General features: G+C 65.1%; 18 protein-coding genes and 1 tRNA gene. 4 read left to right on the top strand and 15 right to left on the bottom strand.

Annotation, left to right across the window (positions count from 1 at the left end; genetic code table 11):
* Positions 1-108 precede the first annotated feature (108 nt).
* Positions 109-351, top strand: a complete 243-nt coding sequence (locus tag F8E02_RS07455; RefSeq protein ID WP_317064858.1) for a hypothetical protein — start codon at positions 109-111, stop codon at positions 349-351.
* Positions 352-738: 387 nt separating this feature from the next.
* A complete protein-coding gene (locus F8E02_RS07450; RefSeq protein WP_317064857.1) occupies positions 739-4101 on the top strand; it encodes a PAS domain S-box protein in 3363 nt (1120 codons plus the stop codon).
* A 223-nt stretch (positions 4102-4324) separates the two neighbouring features.
* Here the strand turns inward: F8E02_RS07450 and F8E02_RS07445 are convergent, their stop codons facing one another.
* The 4 genes from F8E02_RS07445 to F8E02_RS07430 form a co-directional block, all read right to left on the bottom strand.
* Positions 4325-9073 (bottom strand): PAS domain S-box protein, encoded by a 4749-nt coding sequence (locus tag F8E02_RS07445; RefSeq protein WP_317064856.1) that lies wholly within the window; start codon positions 9071-9073, stop codon positions 4325-4327.
* Positions 9074-9339: 266 nt separating this feature from the next.
* On the bottom strand, positions 9340-9861 hold the full coding sequence (locus F8E02_RS07440) for a Rid family detoxifying hydrolase (RefSeq protein WP_317064855.1): 522 nt from the start codon (positions 9859-9861) through the stop codon (positions 9340-9342).
* A gap of 194 nt (positions 9862-10055) precedes the next feature.
* A complete protein-coding gene (locus tag F8E02_RS07435; RefSeq protein ID WP_317064854.1) occupies positions 10056-10439 on the bottom strand; it encodes a hypothetical protein in 384 nt (127 codons plus the stop codon).
* 404 nt (positions 10440-10843) lie between these two features.
* A tRNA-Leu gene (locus F8E02_RS07430) sits at positions 10844-10928 on the bottom strand.
* Between the two features lie 192 nt (positions 10929-11120).
* On the opposite strand from F8E02_RS07430, the gene F8E02_RS07425 reads away from it, so the two are divergent.
* Both F8E02_RS07425 and F8E02_RS07420 read left to right on the top strand, forming a co-directional pair.
* A complete protein-coding gene (locus tag F8E02_RS07425; protein WP_317064853.1) occupies positions 11121-11588 on the top strand; it encodes a cupin domain-containing protein in 468 nt (155 codons plus the stop codon).
* 191 nt (positions 11589-11779) lie between these two features.
* Positions 11780-12424 carry a hypothetical protein gene (locus F8E02_RS07420; RefSeq protein WP_317064852.1) on the top strand — a complete coding sequence of 215 codons (645 nt, stop codon included), beginning with the start codon at positions 11780-11782 and terminating at the stop codon, positions 12422-12424.
* 35 nt (positions 12425-12459) lie between these two features.
* On the opposite strand, the gene F8E02_RS07415 is transcribed toward F8E02_RS07420, so the two are convergent.
* The 11 genes from F8E02_RS07415 to argH form a co-directional block, all read right to left on the bottom strand.
* Entirely contained in the window at positions 12460-13194 is a 735-nt protein-coding gene (locus tag F8E02_RS07415; protein WP_317064851.1) for a tetratricopeptide repeat protein, read from the bottom strand.
* Between the two features lie 51 nt (positions 13195-13245).
* On the bottom strand, positions 13246-14424 hold the full coding sequence (locus F8E02_RS07410) for an aminotransferase-like domain-containing protein (RefSeq protein ID WP_317064850.1): 1179 nt from the start codon (positions 14422-14424) through the stop codon (positions 13246-13248).
* A 42-nt stretch (positions 14425-14466) separates the two neighbouring features.
* Positions 14467-16206 carry a DUF2070 family protein gene (locus F8E02_RS07405; RefSeq protein ID WP_317064849.1) on the bottom strand — a complete coding sequence of 580 codons (1740 nt, stop codon included), beginning with the start codon at positions 16204-16206 and terminating at the stop codon, positions 14467-14469.
* A 77-nt stretch (positions 16207-16283) separates the two neighbouring features.
* Positions 16284-17174, bottom strand: a complete 891-nt coding sequence (locus tag F8E02_RS07400) for a carbohydrate kinase family protein (protein ID WP_317064848.1) — start codon at positions 17172-17174, stop codon at positions 16284-16286.
* Positions 17171-17509: a DUF555 domain-containing protein gene (locus F8E02_RS07395; RefSeq protein WP_317064847.1), complete on the bottom strand. Its 339-nt coding sequence runs from the start codon at positions 17507-17509 to the stop codon at positions 17171-17173. The genes F8E02_RS07400 and F8E02_RS07395 overlap by 4 nt, the downstream gene beginning before the upstream one ends.
* Before the next feature lie 21 nt (positions 17510-17530).
* Positions 17531-18058 (bottom strand): nitroreductase family protein, encoded by a 528-nt coding sequence (locus tag F8E02_RS07390; protein ID WP_317064846.1) that lies wholly within the window; start codon positions 18056-18058, stop codon positions 17531-17533.
* On the bottom strand, positions 18045-18401 hold the full coding sequence (locus tag F8E02_RS07385; RefSeq protein ID WP_317064845.1) for a hypothetical protein: 357 nt from the start codon (positions 18399-18401) through the stop codon (positions 18045-18047). The genes F8E02_RS07390 and F8E02_RS07385 overlap by 14 nt, the downstream gene beginning before the upstream one ends.
* A 55-nt stretch (positions 18402-18456) precedes the next feature.
* Complete coding sequence (locus F8E02_RS07380) at positions 18457-18771, bottom strand: DUF5350 domain-containing protein (protein WP_317064844.1); 315 nt, start codon at positions 18769-18771, stop codon at positions 18457-18459.
* Positions 18772-18841: 70 nt separating this feature from the next.
* Positions 18842-20701, bottom strand: a complete 1860-nt coding sequence (gatE, locus tag F8E02_RS07375; RefSeq protein ID WP_317065163.1) for a Glu-tRNA(Gln) amidotransferase subunit GatE — start codon at positions 20699-20701, stop codon at positions 18842-18844.
* On the bottom strand, positions 20701-21933 hold the full coding sequence (gene gatD / locus F8E02_RS07370) for a Glu-tRNA(Gln) amidotransferase subunit GatD (RefSeq protein WP_317065162.1): 1233 nt from the start codon (positions 21931-21933) through the stop codon (positions 20701-20703). The genes gatE and gatD overlap by 1 nt, the downstream gene beginning before the upstream one ends.
* A complete protein-coding gene (gene argH / locus F8E02_RS07365; protein ID WP_317064843.1) occupies positions 21930-23408 on the bottom strand; it encodes an argininosuccinate lyase in 1479 nt (492 codons plus the stop codon). Before argH ends, gatD begins: the two co-directional genes overlap by 4 nt.
* Positions 23409-23824: the final 416 nt, after the last annotated feature.

The following is a 23824-nucleotide window of genomic DNA, read 5'->3' as shown; positions in this document are numbered from 1 at the left end:
CGTGAGATAGTCTGTCTCCCCATATCAGTTTCCCCTCTCACGGTGCCGGCCATGACCCGGGGAGGATATCGTTCAAATCGCGTACCACACCCGGGATAGCCGTCGCTCATGCTGCGGGCAGCAGGGGAGGGCCGCTGGATCCACTCCGTCCGCAGGTTCACCTACGACACCGACGGCCGTGCCGTCGCAAGCCACGGGATCATATACGACATCACCGATCAGAAGCACCACGAGAAGGTCCGACGGCAGGCATACGCTCAGATCGAACATAATATGGAGCAGTTCGCGATCCTGGGCGATCACATCCGCCCCACTCTAGGTGATCCTGGCGAGAGCGGACCTGCTCGATGATGCAGAGACCGCGGCAAGTATCGGTGAGCAGGTGCGGCGGATCAACGATATCATCAGACCGCTCGACCGCGGGTGGGTGGAGTCCCGGGCGATACGGAGGTTCCTCCGGCGCAACGAGATGGCGTGACCCAGGACGCATACCTGCCCTTCAAACGGACGCTTGCCACCGGCCCCGGTGTTCCCGGCGGAAAGGTTAGAGCGGGCACCGGGGGCGAAAGGGATAGTGCAGGCAGGGAGCGCCCGGACGCTCTGACTGTCGTTTTGGCAAAACGACCGGAGAGATCTCGTTTTGCCCGGCCTTTGAAACATTCATGCACTACTATAATAACGGGTCCCGCAGAGGATGGTCGGCACCCAATGGATCCACCCTGCCCACTCCCACCGGAAGTGCTATCGGCACTGGCTGTACTCGACGCACTCGGCGAGGGGGCGCTCCTCATCGATCGTACCGACCGGGTGGCCGGAGTCAACCGCCCGCTCGAGCATCTTCTCGGCATCGACAAAGACGCCTTCTGCAGCAGCGATATCGACCGTTTCGTGCACCGGTACCTGACGCCGCGCGTCACGGACGGGGAGAGCACGGCGGGGATTGTGGCATTGCTCTCGAACCGGCACGACGTCGCCGGCCTCGCCTGCACCATCCGCACCGCTGGCAACCAGGAGCGCCGGTTTTCCATCTCCAGTAACGGCATCCGGGAAGGACTGCTCCGGGGTACCCGAGTCGTCCGACTCCAGGACATCACCGAACTGAAGCGCACAGAAGAGGAGCTGCTAGAGAGCAGGAAGAAGTACCGGACCATATTCGATTCCCTCGACTCAGGGTTCTGCATCATCGAGATGATCTTTGATCCCGGCGGTCGACCGGTCGATTACCGCTTCCAGGAGACAAACCGGGCGTTCGAGAGGCTGACGGGCCTCTCCGACGTCGTAGGAAAGACGATGCGGGAGCTTGCCCCGGGCCACGAAGAGCGCTGGTTTGAGATCTTCGGCGCCGTTGCCAGAACCGGTGAGGCCAGACGCTTCGTCCAGACTGCAAAATTCCTTAAGGAGGGGTGGTACGAGGTCTACGCCTTCCCGTTCGAGGGGCCGGACGGCAACAGGGTGGCTGTTCTCTTCGATGATATCACCGACCGGAAACAGGCGGAAGACAGGCTGCGTGAGAGCGAGGAGAAGTTCCGGCAGGTCTTCGAATCGATGGGAGCGGGATTTGTGATTCTCGAGGCGGTCTATGGTGATAAGGAGCAACCTGCCGACTTCATCATTCTCGACGTCGACCCCGCCTACGAGAGCATCACGGGTTCGAAGCGCGATCAGGTCATCGGCAGGCGTGTCTCCGAGGTCGCACCGGGTATCGGGAGGAACTGGGTTGAGCGCTGCACTGAAGGTCTCGGCGCCGACAGGCCAGTGCGGTTTGAAGAGTATAACTCGATCAGGGACCGGTGGTACGGCATCCACGCCGGTCCGATACCCGGGAAAGACCGGTGTGCATTCATCTTCACCGATATCACCGACAGGAAGCACACGGAGGAAGCGTTGCGCAAGAACGAGGAACTGCTCCGCACGATCATCGAACACTCCCGTGACGGCATCAACATGCTCGACCTCAAGACAGGGCGTTATATCTTCATAAGTCCATCCCTGGCAGAAATAACCGGCTTTTCTGCCGAAGAGATCGACAATATCTCCGCCGAGGAGGTCTTTAGCCGCGTGCATCCCGCCGACCGCGAGATCGCGATCACCCAGCAGGAGGTGCTGGCAGCAGGGCTGGAACCGTCCAGCATCGTCGAGTACCGCTGGAAGGTCAAGAGCGGCGAGTACCACTGGTTCAGCGACAGCCGCAAGGTCGTCCTCGACGAACGGGGGCACCCCGTAGCGCTGGTGGGAATCATCCGTGACGTCACCGATCGGAGGCGGGCGGAAGGAGCCCTGCGGGAGAGTGAGGAGAAGTTCCGGGCTCTTGTCGAACACTCCCTTGACGGGACTCTCATCCTTGATCCGATGGGAAAGATCCTCTTCGCGAACCATGCTGCAGCCCGGCTCGTGGGAATCAAAGATCCCGGCGAGGCGATCGGGAGAAGAAACGTCATGGAATTTATCGCCCCCGAGTCACAGGGCGATGCCATCAAAGACTTCGGGGAGGTGGCAAAAGGAATTGACGCGTTTATTGCACGCTATAAGGTCCTCACGGTGGCCGGGGCGGAGCGGTGGTTCGAGAGTATCGGGAAATCCATTGTCTTTGAGGGGGCTCCGGCAATCCTCATCTCGCTACGGGACATCACCGAGCGGCAGCGGGTAGAAGAGGCGATCCGGCAGAGCGAAGAGAAATACCGGACCCTCTTTGACAGCGCAAGCGACATCATCATCATCCACGATCTCGATGGGAAGTTTCTCGATGCGAACAGGGTGGCGACGGAACGCCTCGGCTACTCGCGGGAAGAACTGCTGACCATGAATCTCTCGATGATCGTTACGCCGGAGTTCGCCGCTCTCGTGCCCGAACGAATCGGGGAGGTTGTCGAGAAAGGCCACACGGTCTTTGAGACCGCCGATGTGACCCGCAAGGGGAGGCATATTCCTGCTGAGGTCTCGGCGCGGCTCATCTCTTACCAGGGGAGGCCTGCAGTCCTCTCCATCGTCCGGGACATCACCGAACGAAAGCGGGCTGAGGAGGCCGTGCGACAGAGCGAGGAGCGGTTCCGGCTGCTCACCGAGAATGCCTCGGACATCGTCGTCGTCCTCGATCACGAAGGACGCATCCGGTATGCGAGCCCGTCGGTGAAGACGGTCGGAGGGTATGCGCCAAAAGACCTCATCGGGAGAAGCGTCCTCGAACTGACGCATCCGGACGATCTGGCACTCGTGCTGGACGCCCTCCGCACTGCTACCGCCCATCCGAAGGGGCGGGTCACCCTCGAAGTCAGGATCCGGCATGCCTCGGGCTACTGGTCGTATCTCGAGGTCACCGGCGCCAACCTCCTGAGAGAGCCAGCCGTCCGGGGGCTCCTGGTGAACGCACGCGACATCACCGATCGCAAAAAGGCGGAAGAAGCCCTGGTGCGCCGCACCGACGACCTCATCAGGGCGAACCGGGAGGTCGAGGCGGCCCGCGACGAGGCGAATGTATACCTCGACATCATGACCCACGACGTCCGGAACGCGAACAACGTCTCGAGCATGTACGCCGACCTCCTGATGGATCTCTCCGAAGGCAACCTGAAGACCTATGCCGAGAAGTTGCATGCGAGCATCGACCGGAGCAGCGAGATCCTCATGAACGTCGCCACCATCCGGCGGGCTTCCGAGGAACCCGGCAACCTGGTGCCGGTGAACCTCGATGCGGTCATCCAGAGCGAGATCGCGGGCTTCCCCGATGCAGCGATCCGGTACCGGGGCACCCGCGTCGAGGTGCTGGCGGACGGCCTCCTCCCGACCGTCTTCACGAACCTCATCGGCAACGCCGTCAAGTTCGGCGGTCCCGACGTTGAGATCGTGGTCCGGGTCGAGGAGCAGGACGGCGAAGTGCTGGTCTCGGTCGAAGACACCGGCCCCGGCATCCAGGACGAGGTGAAGGGGAAGCTCTTCACCCGGTTCGAGCGGGGTATGGCACGGGGGAGGGGCCAGGGGCTCGGCCTCTTCATCGTCCGGACATTGGTGGAGAGGTACGGCGGGAGGGTCCGGGTCGAGGACCGCATACCGGGCCACCCGGAGTGCGGGGCGGCGTTCCGGTTCACATTGAAGAAGGCCGCATAACTGCGGCGTGCCGCAACGCCGCCACTAACGACGCGCTTCGAGCGCTTTCGCTCAGGTTTTGCTCCTCTCCGACCGGCCGGAGGCATGCAGTCCCGCCCGGTTGCCGCTGCCCCTTTCGCACCTGCATCGCTCCGCCCCCTTCTCCGTGCGGGGGCCGGATCGCCTGACCCACTGTGCCCGGAGTCATCGCCGCCCCGTTGCCCACGGACAACCCGTATTTCCCTCAGAGCCGGTATGCCCCGCGGGGCACGCGCATCTCAAACCGTGCCCCCTTCCCGGGCTCTCCCGTCTCCCTGATGCCGATCCCGGTGATCCCGAGGATCTCCCGGATCAGGAAGAGGCCGAACCCCGTATTCTTCCCGACACCCCGGTTAAAGATCTGCTTCTTCTCCCCTGCAGGAACGCCGACGCCGTCGTCCTCCCAGATGAGGGCGAGGCTCCCGTCCTCCTCCGGCCGATACCGGACGCGGACCCGGGTCGCCGACTCTCCGTGCCGAATAGTGTTGTCCATCAGGTTCGAGAAGACCGTCGCAAGCATGGGATCCGCGTAGACGACAAGGTCCCCGGCCTCTTCCTCGACCGGCAGCCCGTGAAGCGCCGCAGACCCGATCGCGTCGCCGACCCGCTGCCATTCCGGCGACCGAACGCCGAGCTCGGTGTAGTCCCGGGTGAACTCGATCTGGCGGCGTATCCGGTCGGCGGCGCTCTGCACCCGGGCGAGGTACTCCGAGATCTTCAGGTCCTGCACGGCCTCCTCTGCAAACGAGAGGTTGCCGAGGAGGATCGTCAGCTGGTTCAGGATGTCGTGCCGGGTGATGCTGCTCATCAGGCTGAGTTTCCTGTTCGCGACCGCGAGGCTGTTCGTCTGCCGGGCAAGCTCCCCGGCGTGATACTCGATCTCGCGCTCCATCGCCTTGCGCTCGGTGATGTCCAGGACGGTGAATGTCACGCCCCGGAAAAAAGCCCCCGAATCGAGAGGCGTGCCCGAGAGCAGCACATCGATGATCGTACCGTCCTTGCGCCGTGCACGGGCCTCAAGCGTACACGTCCCGGTCTCCCGGATCTGTGTGCGCATCTGCTGCAGGGCAGATTCATACTTCGCGTCGTCCGGGTAGAGCAGCCGTGCAGGCCGGCCGATGAGTTCGTCGCGGGTGTAGCCGACGATATCGCAGAGCCGCCCGTTGACCTCCCTGAGGACTCCGTCCACCACCATGCCGATACCGGTGGGGGCGGCGCGGAAGATGCTCTCCATCCTCTCTGCAGTCTCCCGCAGCGCTTCCTCGGTCTCCTTCTGCTCCGTGATGTCCTGCCACCCGCCGTAGAGCCGGACGTGGCCATCTTCTCCTCCGATGCAGTTGGCCGAAGCGCGGAGCCACCGGACGGAACCGTCCCGGCGAACGATCCGGATCTCAAAGAGCGATGACTTGCCCGGAAAAAGACCGAGGGTCTCGCGCTCAAAGATAGGCAGATCGTCTGGATGGACGATAGCCCGCCAGCACCGCATCGCAAGAAGTTGCTCTTCGGTATACCCGGTGATCTCGTGCACCGCCCCGGCGATCCAGTCGAGGGCGTACCCGCCCATATCCGGAAGGACGCAGGAGTACACGACGTCCGAGATGCTCTCGGAGATCCGCCGGTAGCGCTCTTTGCTCTCCAGGAGCCGGTGCTGGCTCCTTGCGAGGTCGTCAAAGCCCGTCCGGAGCTCCTCCTCGACGGAGGCGAGCTGCGCGTAGGCTACCTGGAGCTCCTCGTGCCTGTGCAGCCGTTCGAGTTCGGCGAGTTTACGGTCGGTGACGTCGTGCACCATCCCCACAGAGCGGACGATCGCTCCGGACCCGTCCCGGAGATGCTCGCACCGCTCGACGACATGCCGGACCTCGCCGGTATCGTTGCGGAGGATCCGGTGCTCGATCTCGTAGGTCTCCCCGCCGTCCGCGATCGAGGTGGAGTAGGTGGTATCGACCAGGGCCCGGTCGTCCGGGTGGACCAACGAGAGGAACATCTCGTAGCCCGGCGCCCCCCCCGCGGGGTTGACGCCGAAGATCTGGAAGGTCTCATCCGACCAGGTCAGCCGCCGGGTCCGGTGGTCGAACTCCCAGCTGCCGATATGGGCGATCTCCTGTGTCCGGGCGAGCCTGCCCGCGGTCTCCTCGAGCGTCCTTGTCAGGGCGTCCCGCTCCGCGAGCGACCGGGCCAGGGTGATGTTGCTGTAACTCAGGCGCGAGATGAGGCCGGCAAACTCCCGCAGAAATGCCAGGGCGGCGTCTATATGCGCTTTGCTCAGCCGGGGAACGGCCCTGAGCGCGGTGAGATACCCCTCCTCATCGAAGCCGTACCGTCGCGCCTGCGACCGGAAGATCTCGTAATCCGGCTCTTCGCCCTCGAAGAAGAACTGCCCGGTGTAGACGTTGCCAAGATGCCTCTCGCCCACGACGATCGGCGTTGCCACATCCCACATATTGTTCCGGCACCGGTACATCCTCGATTCGCCGGCGGGGATCCCTGCGGAGAGGACGGTGTCGCTCTCCGTACAGTGCCTGCAGGTCTCGGGGTGAGCCCGGTGGTACTTCGTGCAGATCTCCTGCCACCCGGCATCGATCAGCACTCGGCCCCGGGTGTCGGCGATGGCCACCGGGATCTTCGTAAGGCCGTAGAAGTCATCCATGAGCGACTGGACCGCGGGCACATCGATGATCTCGGCGAGGTCCAGGCTGCCGATATCGCCTCTGGGGGAGAGGATGCTCTCAAGTTTCTTCCGTACGCTTCCTTCGCTCTCTACGAGCCGCTCTTCTGCCTGTTTCGCTTCGGTGACGTCTCTGCCGATCCCTTCAAGTCCGATGACCCTTCCTGCGGAGTCGAGGACCGGGATGTTGCGCTGCTCGACCCAGACGGTACCTCCGTCTTTGCGGACCCATCTCAGCGTGAGCGGCCGGTCTGCGATCGAACCCACACCAAGGGATGCAATCCGGTTGCGATCGTCAGGATGGATCGTCCGTTCCGCAAGACTTGCATCGGCGTAGTACTCTTCCGGCATGTACCCGAGCATCCTGGTGATCGCCGGGTTCACGTACGCAAACCGCACCTCCGGCAGGAACTCGATCCGGTAGATGATGTCCTCCGCATTCTCCGCGAGGCGGCGGTAGCGCCCCTCGCTCTCTTTGAGGTGCCGCTGGCTCCCGGCAAGGTCATCGAAGCTCGTCCGGAGTTCTTCCTCGATGGAGGCGAGCTGCTCGTAAGCGGCCTGCAGTTCTTCGTGCCTTTGCAGGAGCTCGACCTGTGCCTGTTTACGGGCGGTGATGTCCGTTCCCTGCGCAATCGTTGCAATAGGTCGATCCGTGCCGTTCTGGGTGACGTTTGCAGAACTCCAGAGCACCGTCCTGGCACTGCCCGACCGGTTCTGGATCGGGATCTCCACGTCATCCCACTGCTCGCCTGCCATTGCCCGCCGGATCTGCTCCATCGATTCACTCCGGCTCTCTTCCGGAAAGAGGATCTCAAGCCTCGCTCCGACGGCTTCGTCCGCAGGAATACCGGTCAGGCTCTCAAAGGCCCGGTTGAACCGGGTGATGACGCACTCAGGGCTCCAGACGATGATTGGGGCGTTGGCGCGATCGATCAGGTTCTCAAGATAGTCTTTCGTCGTCCGCAGGTCGGCCTCAACCCGTTTCTGCCCGGTGATATCCCGGATCGTCTCGACCGCACCGACACACCTGCCCTTCCGGTCATAGAGGGGCGAAGCCCTGAGCCTGAGGACTGTGTCCTTGCCGCCGGGGCGGGCGAGAGACGTCTCGCTTTCAAGGAGCTCTCCATCCCTCGCTATGATCCGGTAGGGGCAGTCAGCCATTCTGTCGGGATGGAGGACGTAGTCGATCAGGCCCGGGCGTGCCTCGCCATAGAACGGAACCGCATACGCATGATCGCCCCTGCCAAGCACTTCCGCTTTCGGAACGCCGGTCAGCTCCTCGACTGCACGGTTCCAGGCGACAACGTGGCCGTCCGTGTCGATGACAAAGGCAGCGTCCGGGAGGAACTCAATGATGTCGGCAAACCTGCGTTCACTCTCCTGGAGCCTGTGCTGGCTTTCCGCAAGGTCGTCGAAGCTCGTCCGGAGTTCCTCCTCGATGGCGGCGAGCTGCTCGTACGCCGCCTGGAGTTCCTCGTGCCGGGACAGCAACTCAAGTTCGGCGAGTTTACGGACCGTGATGTCGTGCACCATCCCGACGGAGCGGACGATATCGCCGGAATCGTCCCTGATATGCTCGCACCGTTCGATGACATACCGGGACTCCCCGGTATCGCTGCGGAGGAGCCGGTGCTCGATCTCATAGGTACTCTCTCCGTCCGCGATCGAGGCGAAGTACGTAGTATCGAAAAGGGTCCGATCGTCCGGGTGGACCATAGAAAGGAACGTCTCGTAACTTGGCGGCTGCCCTGCCGGATCAAGGCCGAAGATGTGGTAGACTTCGTCCGACCAGACAAGCCGCCCGGCCCTGTGGTCGAACTCCCAGCTGCCGAGGTGCGCGAGACTCTCGGCCTTATGCAGCATCTCTTCGCTCTCACGGAACGCTGCCTCTGCCCTCCGCCTCCCGGCCAGCTGCCTGACCGCGTTTGCAAGCTCGGCAAACTGCGTCTTCGGGTTGCCGCCTTTCTGGATGTAAAAGTCGGCGCCGTTGTTCAGCGCCTCGATCGCCACCTCCTCGCGCCCCCTGCCGGTGAAGATGATGAAGGGTACCCGGGATCCTGCTTTCCGGACCTCCTTTAAGAGGGCGATTCCGTCCATCTCCGGCATCTGGTAGTCCGAGACGATCGCGTCGTACCGGCCGGAGAGAATCATGCGAAGCGCCTCAAGGGGGCTTGCAGTGATATCGACGACGATGCCGCCCGCTCGCTCGAGGAATATACGGCCGATATCGAGTAGCGCCTCCTCGTCGTCGACGTAGAGGATGTGGTCGGGGCTGGCGAGGGTATGCACGATGTACCTAATGAGGAAGGGCTCGAATGTCGTTTATACGTTTCGGATAACAAAACCCAGGTTGAGACGGATTTTGCAATTATATGAGTATAATATAAGGCATTTTTATATGAATCGGCCCTTAACGCCGAGATAGAGTGAGTGCGATCCGTCCCCGCGCAAGCACGATCGGGCACCCCTTCACAAACACCTGTTTCCGGAAACACCGGTGACGGCATCGGCGGAGCGCACCGGGAGTCCCGGCAGAGCGGGGGCCCGCGGCCGGGCTACCGCACCTTCGCGACCATCTCGATCTCGACCCTTGCCCCCTTCGGGAGGCCGGCGACCTGCACCGTCGCCCATGCGGGGTACGGCTCATTGAAGTACTCTGCGTAGACTGCGTTGACCGTACTGAACTCCGCGAGGTCCGTTAAGTAGATCCGGGTCTGGACGACATCGGAAAAGTCGAGACCTGCTTCGAGGAGGACCGCCCGCAGGTTCTCCATCGTCTGCCTCGCCTCGCAGGCAACGGTATCGGAGAGGTTGCCGGTGGCCAGGTCCAGGCCGATCTGTCCCGACATGAAGAGGTAGGACCCGCAGCGTACGGCCTGGCTGTACGGCCCGATGGGCTCCGGCGCGTCCGCCGTGTAGAGAGCGGTTTGCTGCGGGTCCGACGGGACGGGAGATAGAACTGCGTATACGCCGAATCCTGCAAGGATGCCGCATACGAAGGCGAGGGCCAGCACCGGGGTCTTCACGCTGCCGCCCGTACCTATCGCCGCCTGCCCGGGCCCGGTGCGTCCATACAAAGGGTTCGATGCGCCGATACGTATACCTTTGCGGCAGACCGGCGGGTGCTGTTGGCGTCGAGGCCCCGGGGAGCGGGCCGGAACCGGCGACACCGCTGATCAGGGCAGCCAGGAGCCGGCTCTTCCGGCTCGCCGGAAGCAGGAAGACCGGTGCGAGGGATCGGTTGAGCGAAAAGACCGGGTGCCCGACCCGATCACTGCGCCGCTCGCTTCTCCTCCACCGGACGGTTCTTGATCGTCACGTCAAGCGTCTTCGAGTTTTTGCCGCGAATCTCCACTTTGTAGGCGCCCGGTTCGGGGAACTTGTGCGCAAAGAACGTGTAGGTCTGCGGACCGCTGCCCGCAAGTTCCTGTTTCTTGCCGGCCGGTTTGCCGTTGATCCACAACTCCGCCGTGAAGAACGTGTCCCAGTTCGAGGAGGGGACGCCCTCGTTATCGAACCAGTAGCCGATGCTCACCGAGGCGTTCGGGAAGTAGTACGGGTTGCCGCTCTCGTCGAGACCGCCGTCCTTACTTCCGCTGACCGTTGCACGTGCTTCGACGGCATTGATCGTTGCAGGCCGGTAGGTGGTGGACATACGTCAGCAATTATAAAATAAGTATAATAAATTTTGTATCGGCGTGTTATCTCCATCAACCTCGTCGGCATGGCTTCACGGGGGTGATGCTGAAGGGGGGCGGAGCACTCGCCCGGTTCGACCGCTTACGGTGCGGCGGTGATCGTGAACGGCAAGACCGGGATGCGGCGGCTCCGTGCCGGAGAGGTAGCGTCACAACATCGTTCGAGATCGACCCTCATATTGTTGGGATTCTCCGGGCAGACATCCATCGCCGATGAAGATGGCAGTTCAATACGTGACGGATCATGGAAGGGCAATTCAGAAGAAGAAACTACCGTCCCAGACGAGGACGGTAGCGCGTATAACAGGTACGCATTCTGCCCTGTAACATAAGAGATTTTCGATACTCAATGAATCCGGAATGCGAGGGATGGGATTCGAACCCATGGACCCCTGCGGGAGTGGATCTTAAGTCCACCGCCTTTGGCCGGGCTTGGCTACCCTCGCTCTAAAAGATCCTATACCTATTATCCGTTGCAGGTATTAAGCCCAACGCCCGGCAAAGCCCCCGCCTAACCCGAAGGGAGCGGCCGCCTTTCTCCACCGCGACGCCGGGTGCCGGGAAGCATCGGGCAGCCGGAAAGTATTTGGGGCAGGCTCCCGATCTCCGGCACATCCGTAACGCAAACAGGGGTCACCATGAAGACCGATCGTAACCCGCAGGACGACAGGCCCGAAGTTCCCTACTGGCACGTCCGGACCGACGAGGACGGCGTGAGCCGGCAGGACCGCTGCCGGCTTGCTAATTTCTCGTTCGCGAGCGTATCGGAGGGCGCGGCGCCGTCGTGGATCGAGAGGCTCGCCGGCCCGGCCGCCCGGGTGGTCGTCCTCGTCCTCCCCGCGGGCTGGGTGGGCGAGTGGCACGAGAACCCGGAGCCGCAGTGGATCGTCCCTCTATCGGGCCGCTGGTTCGTCGAGACGATGGACGGCACCCGCGTGGAGATGGGGCCGGGGGAGCTCTCGTTTGGGAACGACCAGAAGACCCGGCCCGACGGGCAGGGGCGCAGGGGCCACCGGTCGGGGACGGTGGGCGACGAACCGGCGGTGCTGATGCTCGTCCAGATGAAGGGGGGACCCGCCCCCGGCCGGCCCTGCCTGCCGGAATAGCAAGACCTGATAGGGAGACACACACCCATCTACTGAACTTCGCGTTCTTCGCGGCTCGAAGCCTGATGGCTTCTCAAGCTCGCTTCGCTCGCACTTCGCGTGAGATGGCAGTTTATGAGCGATGATACGGGCCTCACGCGAAGCCGCGAAAAGCGCGAAGCCGCGAAGGAGATACAAACCAGGAGAGAACGATGACAGGGACCAGGACCCATCTCGCGGTGCTCTCGCTCGTGATCGCAGGCGTCTGCTTCCTCGTGTACCCCGCGATCCGGCCATACACCGACGAAGCCTCCCTTGCGGGCGCCGGGGCGTTCGCCTCTCCCGCCTGGCTTCTCTCGCACTCGCTCGCCATGATCGGGTTCATCCTGCTCACGCTCGGGCTGCTCGGCCTCTACGGCCGTCTCCGCGAGACGAAGGCCGAACCCTGGGGCCTCGCTGCCCTCGTCCTGACCTGGGCCGGCGTCGGGCTGGTCCAGCCCTATTACGGGGCCGAGACCTTCGCACTCGACGCCGTGGGCCGGGAGGCGATCCGGCAGGGCAGCGTCGACCTGCTTGTCACGCTCACGGACGCGATCCGGTTCGGGGATGGCGTCTGGTTCTTCGGGGCGGGCCTCCTCGCTCTTGCCGCCGGCACGATCCTGTTTGCGGTCGCGATCTGGCGGTCGGGTCTCTTCGCTCGATGGAGCGGCATCCCTCTCGCGCTCGGCTTCGCGCTCTTTCTCCCGCAGTTCTTCACGCCTCCGGCGGTCCGGGTCGCCCACGGGCTGCTGGTCCTGGTCGGATGCTGGCTCGTGGCGTGGGGCATGGTGAGGTCAAAACCGGGAAAAAGAGACTGATGAAAGGCGGCACACTACGGCGGCCGGCCTAACCCTCACCGCCGCCGGAGCGACCACGCCGAGGCCATAAGAATCCCGGCGACCGCGAGCACCGCGCCGACCGGCGCCGCGGGGGTGGGGGCGGCCGCCTGCATCGCCGCCGCCAGGTCGTCCTGGGTGGTCGGCATGCCCGGCCAGGGGAGGCTGTAGCCGGGGTCGAGGTCGAGCGAACGGTTCAGCGCCGCGGCCGCCCCCGTGGCGTTCCCGGCGGCAAGGAGGATCTCGCCCCGGACGTGCCAGAGGTGGGCGCTCGCCGGGGCGAGGGCGAGTCCCCGGTCGACGGCCGACTCCGCACCGGCAAGTTCGCCCGCTCCGGCGAGCGCCATCGCCTTCACGCCCCAGGAGGTGGCGTCCGCGGGGTCGAGGAGGAGCGCGGCCTCCGCATCGGCGAGCGCGGCGGAGTAGTTCCCCATCGCGAGGTAGGCGTAGCCCCTGTTCGAGTAGCGGACGGGTTTCGGGTCGAGGGCGATCGCCTCGCTCACCACGGCCGCCGCCTCCAGGTAATTCCCGAGTTTGCGCAGCGCGTAGCCCCGCATGCAGAGGAGAGTGACGTTGCCGGGCTCGGCGGCCAGCCCTTCGTCGGCCGCGGCGAGGACGCCGTCCCAGTCCCTCTCCGCGACGGCGGACGCGGCACGGGCGCCGGGGCCGTCGGCGGCGAGAGAACAGCAGGGGACGAGGAAGAGGAGGAGAAGGAGAGCGGTGCAGGCAGGAAGAAAACGGATAGGAGCCATTGAAGAATACAGGGTTTTCTCGGCCGTTAAATATTGCGAAACGGGGGGAGATCAGACCAGCCGCCGCACCACCCGCGCCAGCCGGTGCATCCCCTCCGTGATCTCCTCCTCGCCCGCCGCCGAGAAGTTCAGGCGGATCGTATCCTCCCCGCCGCCGTTGACGTAGAACGGCGTACCGGGGAGGACCGCGACGCCCTCACGCACGCCCTCGCGGAAGACGTCCATAGACGAGACCCCGGAGGGGAGGGCAGCGGTCATGAACATCCCGCCCTCGGGGTTCGTGTGAGTCGCGCCCGGCGGCATCAGGTCGTCGAGGAGGTCGCACATCAGCCGGCAGTGCCTCCCGTAGACCGCCGAGACCCGCCGGACGTGGGCGTCGAGGTCGTGGGTCGCGAGGTAGCGGTGGAGGATCACCTGGCAGAGGAAGTTCGAGTGGAGGTCGGCCGCCTGCTTTGCGACGTTGAACTCCCGGAGGACCGGCGCCGGAGCATAGATCCAGCCGATCCGCATCCCGGGAGCGACGATCTTCGAGAACGAGCCTGATATCACCGTCTGGTCGGGGAGATAACGCTTCACCGGCAGCCGCGGCTGCCCGTCGAAGAAGAGCTCCCCGAAGGCGTCGTCCTCGTAAAAGACCGTCTCCGTCTCATCGAGGATCTCCGCGATCCCCCGCCGCCTCTCCTGCGAATACGTCCTCCCCGACGGGTTCTGCGAGTTCGGGATGCCGTAGAAGAACTTCGGCGCGTGATCGCGGATGAGCGATCCAAACGCCTCAAGGTCCGGCCCGTTCTCATCGAGCGGGACCGAATGAAAGACCGGCTCGTAGAGGGAGAAGGCCTCGATCGCGCCGAGATAGCCGGGCCGCTCCATCCCGACGGCGTCGCCGGGGTCGAGGAAGATCTTCGCGACGAGGTCCAGGCACTGCTGGGAGCCGTTCACGATCTGGATCTCTTCGGCCGTCGCCGGGAGGCCGAGCCGCTGCCGGTAGCGGCCGGCGATGAACTCGCGGAGCGGGAGGTAGCCGTCCGTCGTCGTATACTGGAGCGCCGTCCGTCCCTCGTCGGCAAAGACCTCGCGGGCAGCCTCCCGGATCCCCTCGACGTCGATATAGGCCGAGCCCGGCAGGCCTCCTGCAAACGATATCACCCCGGGGACCGCCGAGACCCGGAAGAGTTCTGCAAGAAACGACTCCGGGACACGCCCCATCCGACCAGCGAACCGGTAGTTCATAGAAGATATTGGGCACGCGAAAAGAAAAAAGCCGTTCCTGTCCTACTGGAGCAGGAGGTAGGCAAATACCGAGAGCAGGAACGCGAGGACGAGGATCATGAGGCTCAGCGGGGCGATGAACGCGAGCATCGCGTTGACGGTGCTTGCGAGCTGCGAGACCCGCTGCGACCCGAAGACCGTGATCCCCTCGCACGAGGCCGTCGCCGCCCCCACCCGGGCCGGCGCGAGGTCGGCGACCGCCTCCCTGACCGCCTGCTCGATGTAGGGGACGATCTCCTCCGCAGGCACCGTGTAGCCGACCGGGTTCTTCCCGCTGATCGTGTTCACCGTGTGCGTATCGGTCGTCATGATCTCGCCCTCGTCGACGTGGGCGAGAACCGTGGGCAGCAGACGCTCCCGGACGCCCTGCGCCATGTTGTTCCCGTCGACAAGGACGTAGGCCACTTTCTTCCCCCCGACCTCCGTCGCCATCACCTGCACTCCGAGCGACCCGAACCCCTGCTCGCGGGTGAACGGGACCCGGACATGCGAGACCCCGACCGCCAGCGGCTCGTGGGGGAGATCGCGGGCGGCGGCAAAGCCCTCGCGGGCGGCCGCGATGTACTCCGTCGCGATCTTTGTCGCCGGGAGGACCGGGGAGCCCACGGAGGTCATGCAGTTGTGGGCGTCGACGAACGCGATCTCCGAGAAGGCGCATCGTCCTTCGGCCATGATCGCCATCCCGATCGAGTAGTCGAGGTCCTCCGTGCGCTCCGGCGACCGGGTGCTCACCATCAGGAGGGCGTTCCCGAACCGCTGGCAGAGGATCGAGACCGAGCCCGCCGAGACCCGGACCGGCCGGCTCGCGGTGGCGGAGAAGGCGAGCCCCTTCCGCGACGCCTCCACGGCCCGGGCGATCTTGGCGATCTCGCTCTCCGAGACCAGGTTGAAGTCGTGGGTGGCGCAGCCGTGGGCGACCAGCGTCTCTTCGGGGAAGGTGTCGTGGAGGATCCGGGGGAGGTTGCCGCCGCCGACGTCGCCCATCGGACCGGGATGGACGTTCGGGACCGTGAAGAGGACGCCCCTGCCCGTCTCGCGGGAGAAGAAGAGCGAGACCTCCGGGACGTAGACCTCCTCGCCGATCTCGCGGAAGAAGTCCTCCATGTTCTTCGAGCCGTCGGTCAGGTGGGCGATGAAGGTGTTGAGGAAGTTGAGCCCGCTGATCTGGAACGCACGCTTCAGCGGCCGCTCGATCAGCCAGATCAGGAAGACGAAGACCATCCCGAAGACCGCCTGGAGGAGGAGGGCGTAGGGGGCGAAGCCGGGCGTGAAGAGCCAGGCACCGACCGCTATCCCCGCCGCGCCCTGGAAGAACGCAGGGAGCACCATCCGGCTGATCCGGTAGTCGGCCACGGCCACGAGGACCAGCAGCCGCAGCCCGAAGGCCAGGCCGAGCGCGATCGCGTAGAGTGCGGGAAAGAGCGCCCGCCCGAAGACCAGGGTCGGCGAGAGGCTCAGGATGACCATAAGGACCATGCAGGCCAGGGCGAGGAGGGCCGAGCGGTTCCAGGTGATCTGCCGGCCGGAGGCCCGGACCAGCGGCACGGTCAGCAGGAAGGCGACCAGTGCCGGGACCGCAAAGCCGAGGCTGCCGAGCAGGAAGAACTCGTGCCCGACCCGGTAGGTGGCGGCGTCGATGGCGAGGCCGAGCACGACGATGAGCGCCAGCGACCGCGGCCAGGACGGGGCGGAGAAGATGTAGCGGGTGAGCCGCTCGACACGCACGTCGGGGCCGGAGTCCATCAGACGCCCCCGGGTTTTAGGCCGGGAGGTAACGCCGGCACCATCCGGCCGGCAGACCGCACGTTATACCCCATAATTCAGGAAATTATTTTCCCGGGCTCGCCAAAGACCTTCCGGTATCGCTCAAGCATCCTGCCCCAGTCGGGAAGGTTCGTCTGGGTGCCCGTCCTCTCTACGACGAAGGACGAGACCACCGCACCCGCGCGGCAGCAGTCGATCGGGGCGTAGCCCTTCCGGAATGCCGTGAGGAAACCGGCCCGGTAGCCGTCGCCGGCCCCGGTGGGGTCGACGGCATCCACCCGGACGGCCGGGACGTGGTGCTCCTCGCCGTCCATGCAGAGGAGGCTCCCCTCCGATCCCCGGGTCGTGACGACCATCGGGACCGAGGCGACGAGCGCCCGGCGCTCCATCCCGAGCATCTCGCACATCCGGTCCATCTCGTGGTTGTTCGAGAAGAGGATGTCGATGTTCGCGAGGATGATCTCGAGCTGGTCCGGGGTGTAGCGGAGGAGGTCCTGTCCCGGGTCGAATGATGCGAACGTGCTCGTCTGGGCGACCCGGACGTTGAAGTCGGGGTCGGCCGTCGCCATGTGGACGAAATCGAGGGCGGGAGCCTCCGCCGTAGCGAACGCGACGGACGCCCCCCACTCAAAGAAGGTCTCCTGGTCGCCCCCGTCATCCGTGAAGATGAACGCGGTCGCGGTGCGGGTGTCCTTCACCTGGGTGAAGTCCTGCACGATCCCGAGGTCGTGCAGCCAGAGGTCGTAGTCGCTCCCCGGGAAGTCCCCGCCGACCGTGGAGACCAGGCGGCAGCGCTCGCCGAGCATCGCAATTCCCGCCGCGATGTTCGCCGCCCCGCCGCCGAAGTAGACCTTATGATCGGTGATATAGGTCGAGTTGTGCCGCCCGGGAAGTTTCGGCACCCGGAAGAGGTGGTCGATGGCGGTATGCCCGACGACGGCGATCATAGTTCTTGCACATCCTGGACTTTCAGCGGGACGTCGCGGAGCGCTTTCCCGACGACCGACTTCGCGATCCGGGCCGCGTGCTCCCCCGACTCCGCACGGAAGACCTTCATCTGGAGCACGAGCCCGACGAGGGCGGTGTTCGCCACGACGAGGGCGCTATCGAGTTCTCCCTCGCAGAAGGGGCAGGCGCTCATCCCGGCCTCGATCTCGACGAACTTCGCCGAGGGGTTGAGCCGTTTCCCGGCCTCGCTGATCGCGATGCTCACGGCGTCGTCTAAGGACTTGACATCTTTCAGTATCCACGCTGACTCAAGCGTAACCAAATAATCCGGCATAATCTCTCCAAGAGTGTTATCCTACCAGGTCTCACGGTGTACGTGCTCGTCCACCGGCATCCGTTTCATGGGTTCGAGCGGCGGCGTCCCCTTCCCGACCGCAAGGAGCGCGACGGGGCGGATATGCTGCGGGAGGCCGAGGAGTTCTCTGACCTCGTCCTCTTCGAACGCCCCGGTCCAGCACGAGTGCAGGTCGCGGGCGTGGGCGGCAAGCATCATGTAGGTGCAGGCGATTGCAGCGTCCTCGACCGCGTAGAGGATTCCCCGCTCCCCGTACTGCGTCATGGATCGGACATAGTTCGCGCAGACCACGAAGACTGCGGGAGCGTCCCGGACGTGCACCTGCTCGAGCGCCGCGAGCGCGAGCTCCAGCCTGATGTCCTCGTCGGTGACGACGACGACGTCCCAGGCCTCCCGGTTGCCGGCGCTCGGCGCCGTGCTCGCGGCGGCGAGGATATACTCGATATCCTCGGGGTCGAGCGGCTCCCCGGAGTATTCCCGGACCGACGACCGCGCTTTCAGGAAGCGGAAGAGATCAGAGGAGTTCATGTTCCTTGAGCATTTCCCATGCTTCCTGGGCAGCGGTCGTGGCGGCGCTGACGGCCCTGCTCATCCGCTCCGACGCGGCGCCGAGTTCCATGCTCTCGGTCAGGCTGATCGCCTCGTTGAGGTGGTCGATGGCCTTCCGGAATTCACTGTGCCCCGTGTCGCCGTGAGCAAACTCGAGCTCCGAGCGGATCGACTCGAGCACCATCAGGAGCATCCGTTTCCCGCCGGGCTTCTCCTGGACCGGAAACTGGATCAGGGCCGTCGTCAGATGCGACCCGACAATCAGTTCCGATTTCGCCCGTTCAGCAAACTGGTACGTCCTGATGGCCGTTTTGAGATCCATACCACATACTGGAACTCGCAACTATAAAAAGTATTGAAGAGAAGAAGGAGACGGCTTATCTCGATTTCTGCTTGGTTCCGAGAGCCGAGACCTTGGCGCGCCGCACGCACTTGCGTACCCGCGGGTCGACCGTCGGGCCGCCTGCTCCACCTCTGCTCCCGCCGCGTCCGCCACGTCCGCCGCGTCCGCCGCGTCCGCCGCGCCGGGGGTCCTGGCCTTCCCGGTTCGCACGCTTCTGGATGTCTGCTGCCGGCTTGAACCGCTGGTTCGGGCCGGGTCTCTTCACTTCGCCTTCACTTGCGGGGACGAGCCTTATCTGCCCCTTCACGCCCTTGACCTGGGCCCACTGAACAGTTCCTGTCTTTCCCATGGGTAAAACTCCTTTATATTTATGAGCAGACCCGATGATAAAAGTTACCCGGAACGGGTCGCCCCGCACCTCACGAGAGGAGGTGCTTGAGCTCCCGCCGGAGGGCCTCGCTGACGACTTTCCCGTCCACGCTCCCCCGGACCTCCTGCATGACGATACCCATCAGGGGACCGAGCGCGCCCATACCCCGCTCGCGGGCGAACGCCTCCCGTTCGGCCACGACCCGGCGGACGATCGCCTCCACGTCCGCCTGCGAGACGGCGGGGGCCATCTTTGCGATGGCGGCATCCACCCGCTCGCGCGGTTTCCCGGCGCCGGCGCCCGCTGTCTTTGCGAGCTCGGTGATGAGGTCGGGGATCGCCTCCTTGGCGGCTCCGCCGGCCTCGACGGCCGAGAGGAGGGCGAGGAGGGTCTCTTCGTCCACCCGGTCGACGGCGACGCCGTCGCGGGCGAGCTCCCGGCAGGTGGCAAGGAGCGTCCGGGCCGCGAGGGTGGGACGGACGCCGGCGGCGACCGCTCTCTCGAAGATCGGCAGCCGCTCGGAGAACGCAACCTGCCGCGCCAGAGCCTCGTCGAGCCCGAACTCCCGGACGAACCGGGCCGCACGGCCGGTGAGAAGTTCGGGGACGGCAGTCCGGTCCCAGCGGTCGGCGTCGATTGCGACCGAGAAGACGTCGGTCTCGGGATACATCCGGGCGGCGCCGGGGAGCGGGCGCATGTAGGCCGTACTCCCCTCTTCGAGCATCTTCCGGGTCTCTTCGGGGACGCCCGATAGGGCCATCTCCGCCCGGACGATGACCTGCTCGATCGCGCAGCCGGCACGCTCGCGCCCTGCCGCCACGATGACGACGCAGTCGTTCTCCTCCGCACCGACGAGCGAACGCAGGCGCTCCACCTCGTCGGCGGTGACGCCGTAGGCGGGGAGCTCGTCGGTGTGGAAGATCCCGCCGACGCCGCACTTCTTCGCGTAGTCCGACATCTCGCTCCCGAGCCGGCGGCCGGGCTGGATCTCCCGCCCGACAAGTCCGGCAAACCCGCAGAGCCGGATGGCGAGGACGGCCTTCGCCTTCTTTAAGATGGCGGATTTCGTCTCGGCAAAGAGGGCTGTGACGTCGACGACGTTACGGTCGACCGTGGCGCCCCTCTCCCGGAGTTCGTCACGGATCGCAAGGAGGCTCGTCTGCCGCTCGACCTCGCGGCGGACGACCTCGGCGATCAGGCCGAGCTCCTGAACGCCCTTGATCTCGACCCGGGCGCCGCCCGCGATCGAGATGTTGACGTCCTGCCGGATCGTGCCGAGGCCGCGCTTCACCCGGCCGGTCGAGCGGAGGACCATCCCGATGTACTCGGCGACCTGCTGGACGGCCTCGGGGGTGTGCATGTCGGGGGCGGTCGTGATCTCGACGAGCGGGATCCCCAGGCGGTCGAGGGAGAAGGTCTCGCCCTCCACGCGCTGGGCCGCCTCCTCCTCGAGGCAGATCGTCTCGATCCGGCAGCCGTCGGGGAGGGCGCCGGAGAGCGCGACGAGCGCCGTCCGCTGGAACCCGCTGGTGTTCGAGCCGTCGATGACGAGTTTGCGCATCGTGTGGACCTGCTCGACGGGCGTCATGCCGAGCATCTTTGCGATCGTGAGGCAGACCTCGAGCGCCTCGGGGTTCATCGGGGTCGGGGGCTCCTCGTCGTGCTCCACCAGGCAGACCGTGTCGTAGGTGTAGTAGCAGAACTTCCGCACAAGCCGCATCTCTTCCCGTGCCGCCCGGTCGATCTCCCCGAGCTCGCTCTCCGTCGCCCGGAGGTAGCGGTGGAACTCACCCGTCCGCTCGGCGGTCTCCCTGAGGCAGGTGGGGCACCGGCAGAAGAGTTTCTCGGCAGTGTCGAGCTGCTGGTGGATCTCGATACCGGCCTTGAGGCCGAGGTTCTGGTAATCCATCATATCGACCTCCGCCGGATCTCGCCCGCAAGGTCGGTCCGCATCAGCGCTCGTGCCTTCTCGGGGTCGGGTTCGTTCCCGAGCACCCACATCAGCTTGACGAGCGCCGCCTCGGGAAGCATATCCTCGCCCTCGACGACGCCGGCGGCAAGGAGGTCTCTCCCCGTGTTGTAGACCCGGTCGCAGACCCGGCCGTGGAGGCACTGGGAGGTCATGACGACGGTCGTCCCGCCCTCGATCATCTCGGTAAGCCGGGGTATCCACTCCGTCGAGACGTGGCCGAGGCCCGTTCCCGAGAGGACCAGGCCCTTATAGCCCTCGAAGGCGTCAAGGACTGCGGGAGGCATGCCGGGATAGAAGTGGAGGAGAGCGCACCGCTCCTCGAGCGCGTCGCGGAGTTCCGGCTCCTCTGCACCCCGCCGGACCGCCTCGTCCGAGAGGCCGACGGAGAGGGTGGGGTAGTCGACATAGCCGAGAGGCTCCATCCCCATGCTCTGGAAGGCGTCCCGCCGCGAGGTGTGCATCTTGCGGACTCTCGTCGCACGGTGGATGGCGCATCGGTCGTCGTTCGTCGTCGCGTGCATCACGACCGCGACCTCGCCGAGGTCGCCTGCGGCGACGGCGGCGCTGCAGAGAGCGTTCATGGCGTTGTCGGAGCTCGGCCGGTCGGCGGACCGCTGAGAGCCGACGAAGACGACCGGCACCGGGGTCCTGAGCATGAACCGGACCGCCGCCGCCGAGTAGGCCATCGTGTCGGTGCCGTGAGTGACGATCACCCCGGCGACGCCGTTCCGGACCTCCTCATAGACCGCCCGGGCAAGGCTCTGCCAGAGGTCCGGGCGCATGTTCTCCGAGAGGATGCTCGCGACCTGCCGGTCGCGGTAGCGGGCGATATCCCCGAGTTCGGGGATCGCCCGCAGGATATCGCTTGCCGAGAACTGGCTCATCACCGCTCCCGTCCGGTAGTCCACCCGGCTCGCGATCGTCCCGCCGGTGGATATGACGGCGAGGTCCGGGAGGTCGGGGTTCTGGACGACGACCCCCGCGCCTGCCGGCGGCTGCGGAGCTGCCCGCCCGACGAACTCGATCTTTTCGGGGGATGTCCCGATGTTATAGCCGTTCCCCAGTTTGACGACGGCCATCCCATCCCGCTCGGTGATGTAGGTGCCGGTGAGGGCGGTCCCGCCGTTCACGTACCGCACCAGATCGCCGGTCTGAAGTGTCTCGGTTATGCTATCAGCCTCCGTGATTCAAGGATAAGGTGTTCGAATGCGCTCGATAACGCCGCACCGGTCTCCTCCGCCCATGCCGTATCCCGGGCGAGGAGGTCCTGCTGCTCCGAAAGTTGCACCGCGACCGCCGCGGGCGCCGGGCCGCCGACGATATTCCGGACCGCGACTGCGTGGACGGGGTCGAGGACGGAGGCGATCTTCTCCTCCGTCACGCCCAGCTCCACGACCGAGATCCCGGCGGCCTCCCGTGCGGCGGCCTCGACGGTGGCGAGGTCGAGCGACCCGTGCCTCACCGCCCGCCCGACGATCCGGTGGGCGGTGCGGAAGGGAAGCCCGTACTCCCTGACCAGGACGTCGGCGAGCTCCGTTGCGGTCGAGAAGCCCCTGCCCGCCTCGGCAGCCATCCGCTCCGTCCGGAAGGTCGCGGTGCCGATCATGCCGGCAAGGAGGGGGATGCTCTGCCGGGCGGACTCCACGCCCCGCCAGAGGTGCGGGGTCAGTTCCTGGAGGTCGCGGTTGTAGCTCATGGGGAGGCCCTTGACGATCGTGATCGCCGCGGCGAGCGAACCTGCGGCCGATCCGGCCTTCGCCCGCATGATCTCCGCCACGTCAGGGTTCTTCTTCTGGGGCATGATCGAGGAGGTGGAGCAGTAGGCGTCGTCGAGCTGGACGAACCCGACGAACGCGGTGCTCCAGATGACCAGTTCCTCGCAGAGCCGGCTCGCCGTCGTCATCGAGACGGCTACGCCGGCAAGCACCTCGATCGCGAAGTCCCGGGCGGCGACCGCGTCCATGCTGTTTGGCGCCGGCCGGGAGAAGCCGAGGAGTCCGGCCGTGTAGACGCGGTCGAGGGGAAAGCCGGTCGAGGCGAACGCCGCGGAACCGAGGGGCGATACGTCCACCCGTGCGTATGCTTCGCGCAATCTGGCCGTATCCCGCGAGAAGGCCTGCTCGTAGGCGAGGAGGTAGTGGGCCAGCGTCGTGGGCTGGGCGTGCTGGAGGTGGGTGAAGCCCGGCATCACCGTCTCCGTGTGGGCGGCGGCGACGTCGAGCAGGGTCCGCCGGAGATCGTCTAGCGACCGCACGAGGGCGATAAGCTCCTGCTTCAACCGAACCCGTATGCAGGTCGCGACCTCGTCGTTCCGGGACCGGCCCATATGGAGGCGGCCGCCGAAGTCCTCGCCGACCCGGTCGATGAGGTAGGCCTCCTTCCCGGCGTGGATGTCCTCGAACTTCTCGTCGAACGCCTCCTCCGGGAGCCCGTGGTCGTGGAGGTCGAGGAGCGCCGCCATCAGCGCCCGTGCCGGGGCCTCGTCGATGATCCCCTGCCGGCGAAGGCCGAGGAGGTGCGCCATATCCACGAGGAGGTCCGCCTCCGCAATCCAGCGGTCGGCCTCCATCGATGCAAGAAAGTGCTCGAGGTCGCCCGAACGCTCGCCGGAAAGACGGCCCTGCCGAATCTGATCCGAACGCATTCTATCAACAGTCCTGTCTGTACCGTTTGGCCGCGAGGGAGATTAAAACCACGCACGGGGGGCCGGTGGGTTCTGTAACCGGCGGGAACCAGCACCCATATACTCCTTCGCGCTCTTCGCGGCTTCGCGTGAAGCCTATAGTACGGGCAAAACCTCACGCGAAGGCGCGAAGCCGCGAAGTGCGAGCGGAGCAAGCTTGAGCACCGAGAGGTGCGAGGGGGGAGCATCCCCCTCCACCCTAAAGGCGATACACCCACGGTCTAGTGTATGGGATTCTTTCCTCGTTCCAGTGTTCCACTCGACAAAACATGCCCCGTGATGCCCAAACCCCCACCGTGCCACCAGCAAACGCCACCCTGGTAATCGTACCCCCCATCCCCAAAAGTACGCCCAACCGACCTTTTCAACTTCCATGA

The organism is Methanoculleus caldifontis, assembly GCF_032842345.1.
GTDB classification, from domain to species: Archaea; Halobacteriota; Methanomicrobia; order Methanomicrobiales; family Methanoculleaceae; genus Methanoculleus; species Methanoculleus caldifontis.
This window is presented reverse-complemented; position numbering and strand designations above follow the sequence as displayed.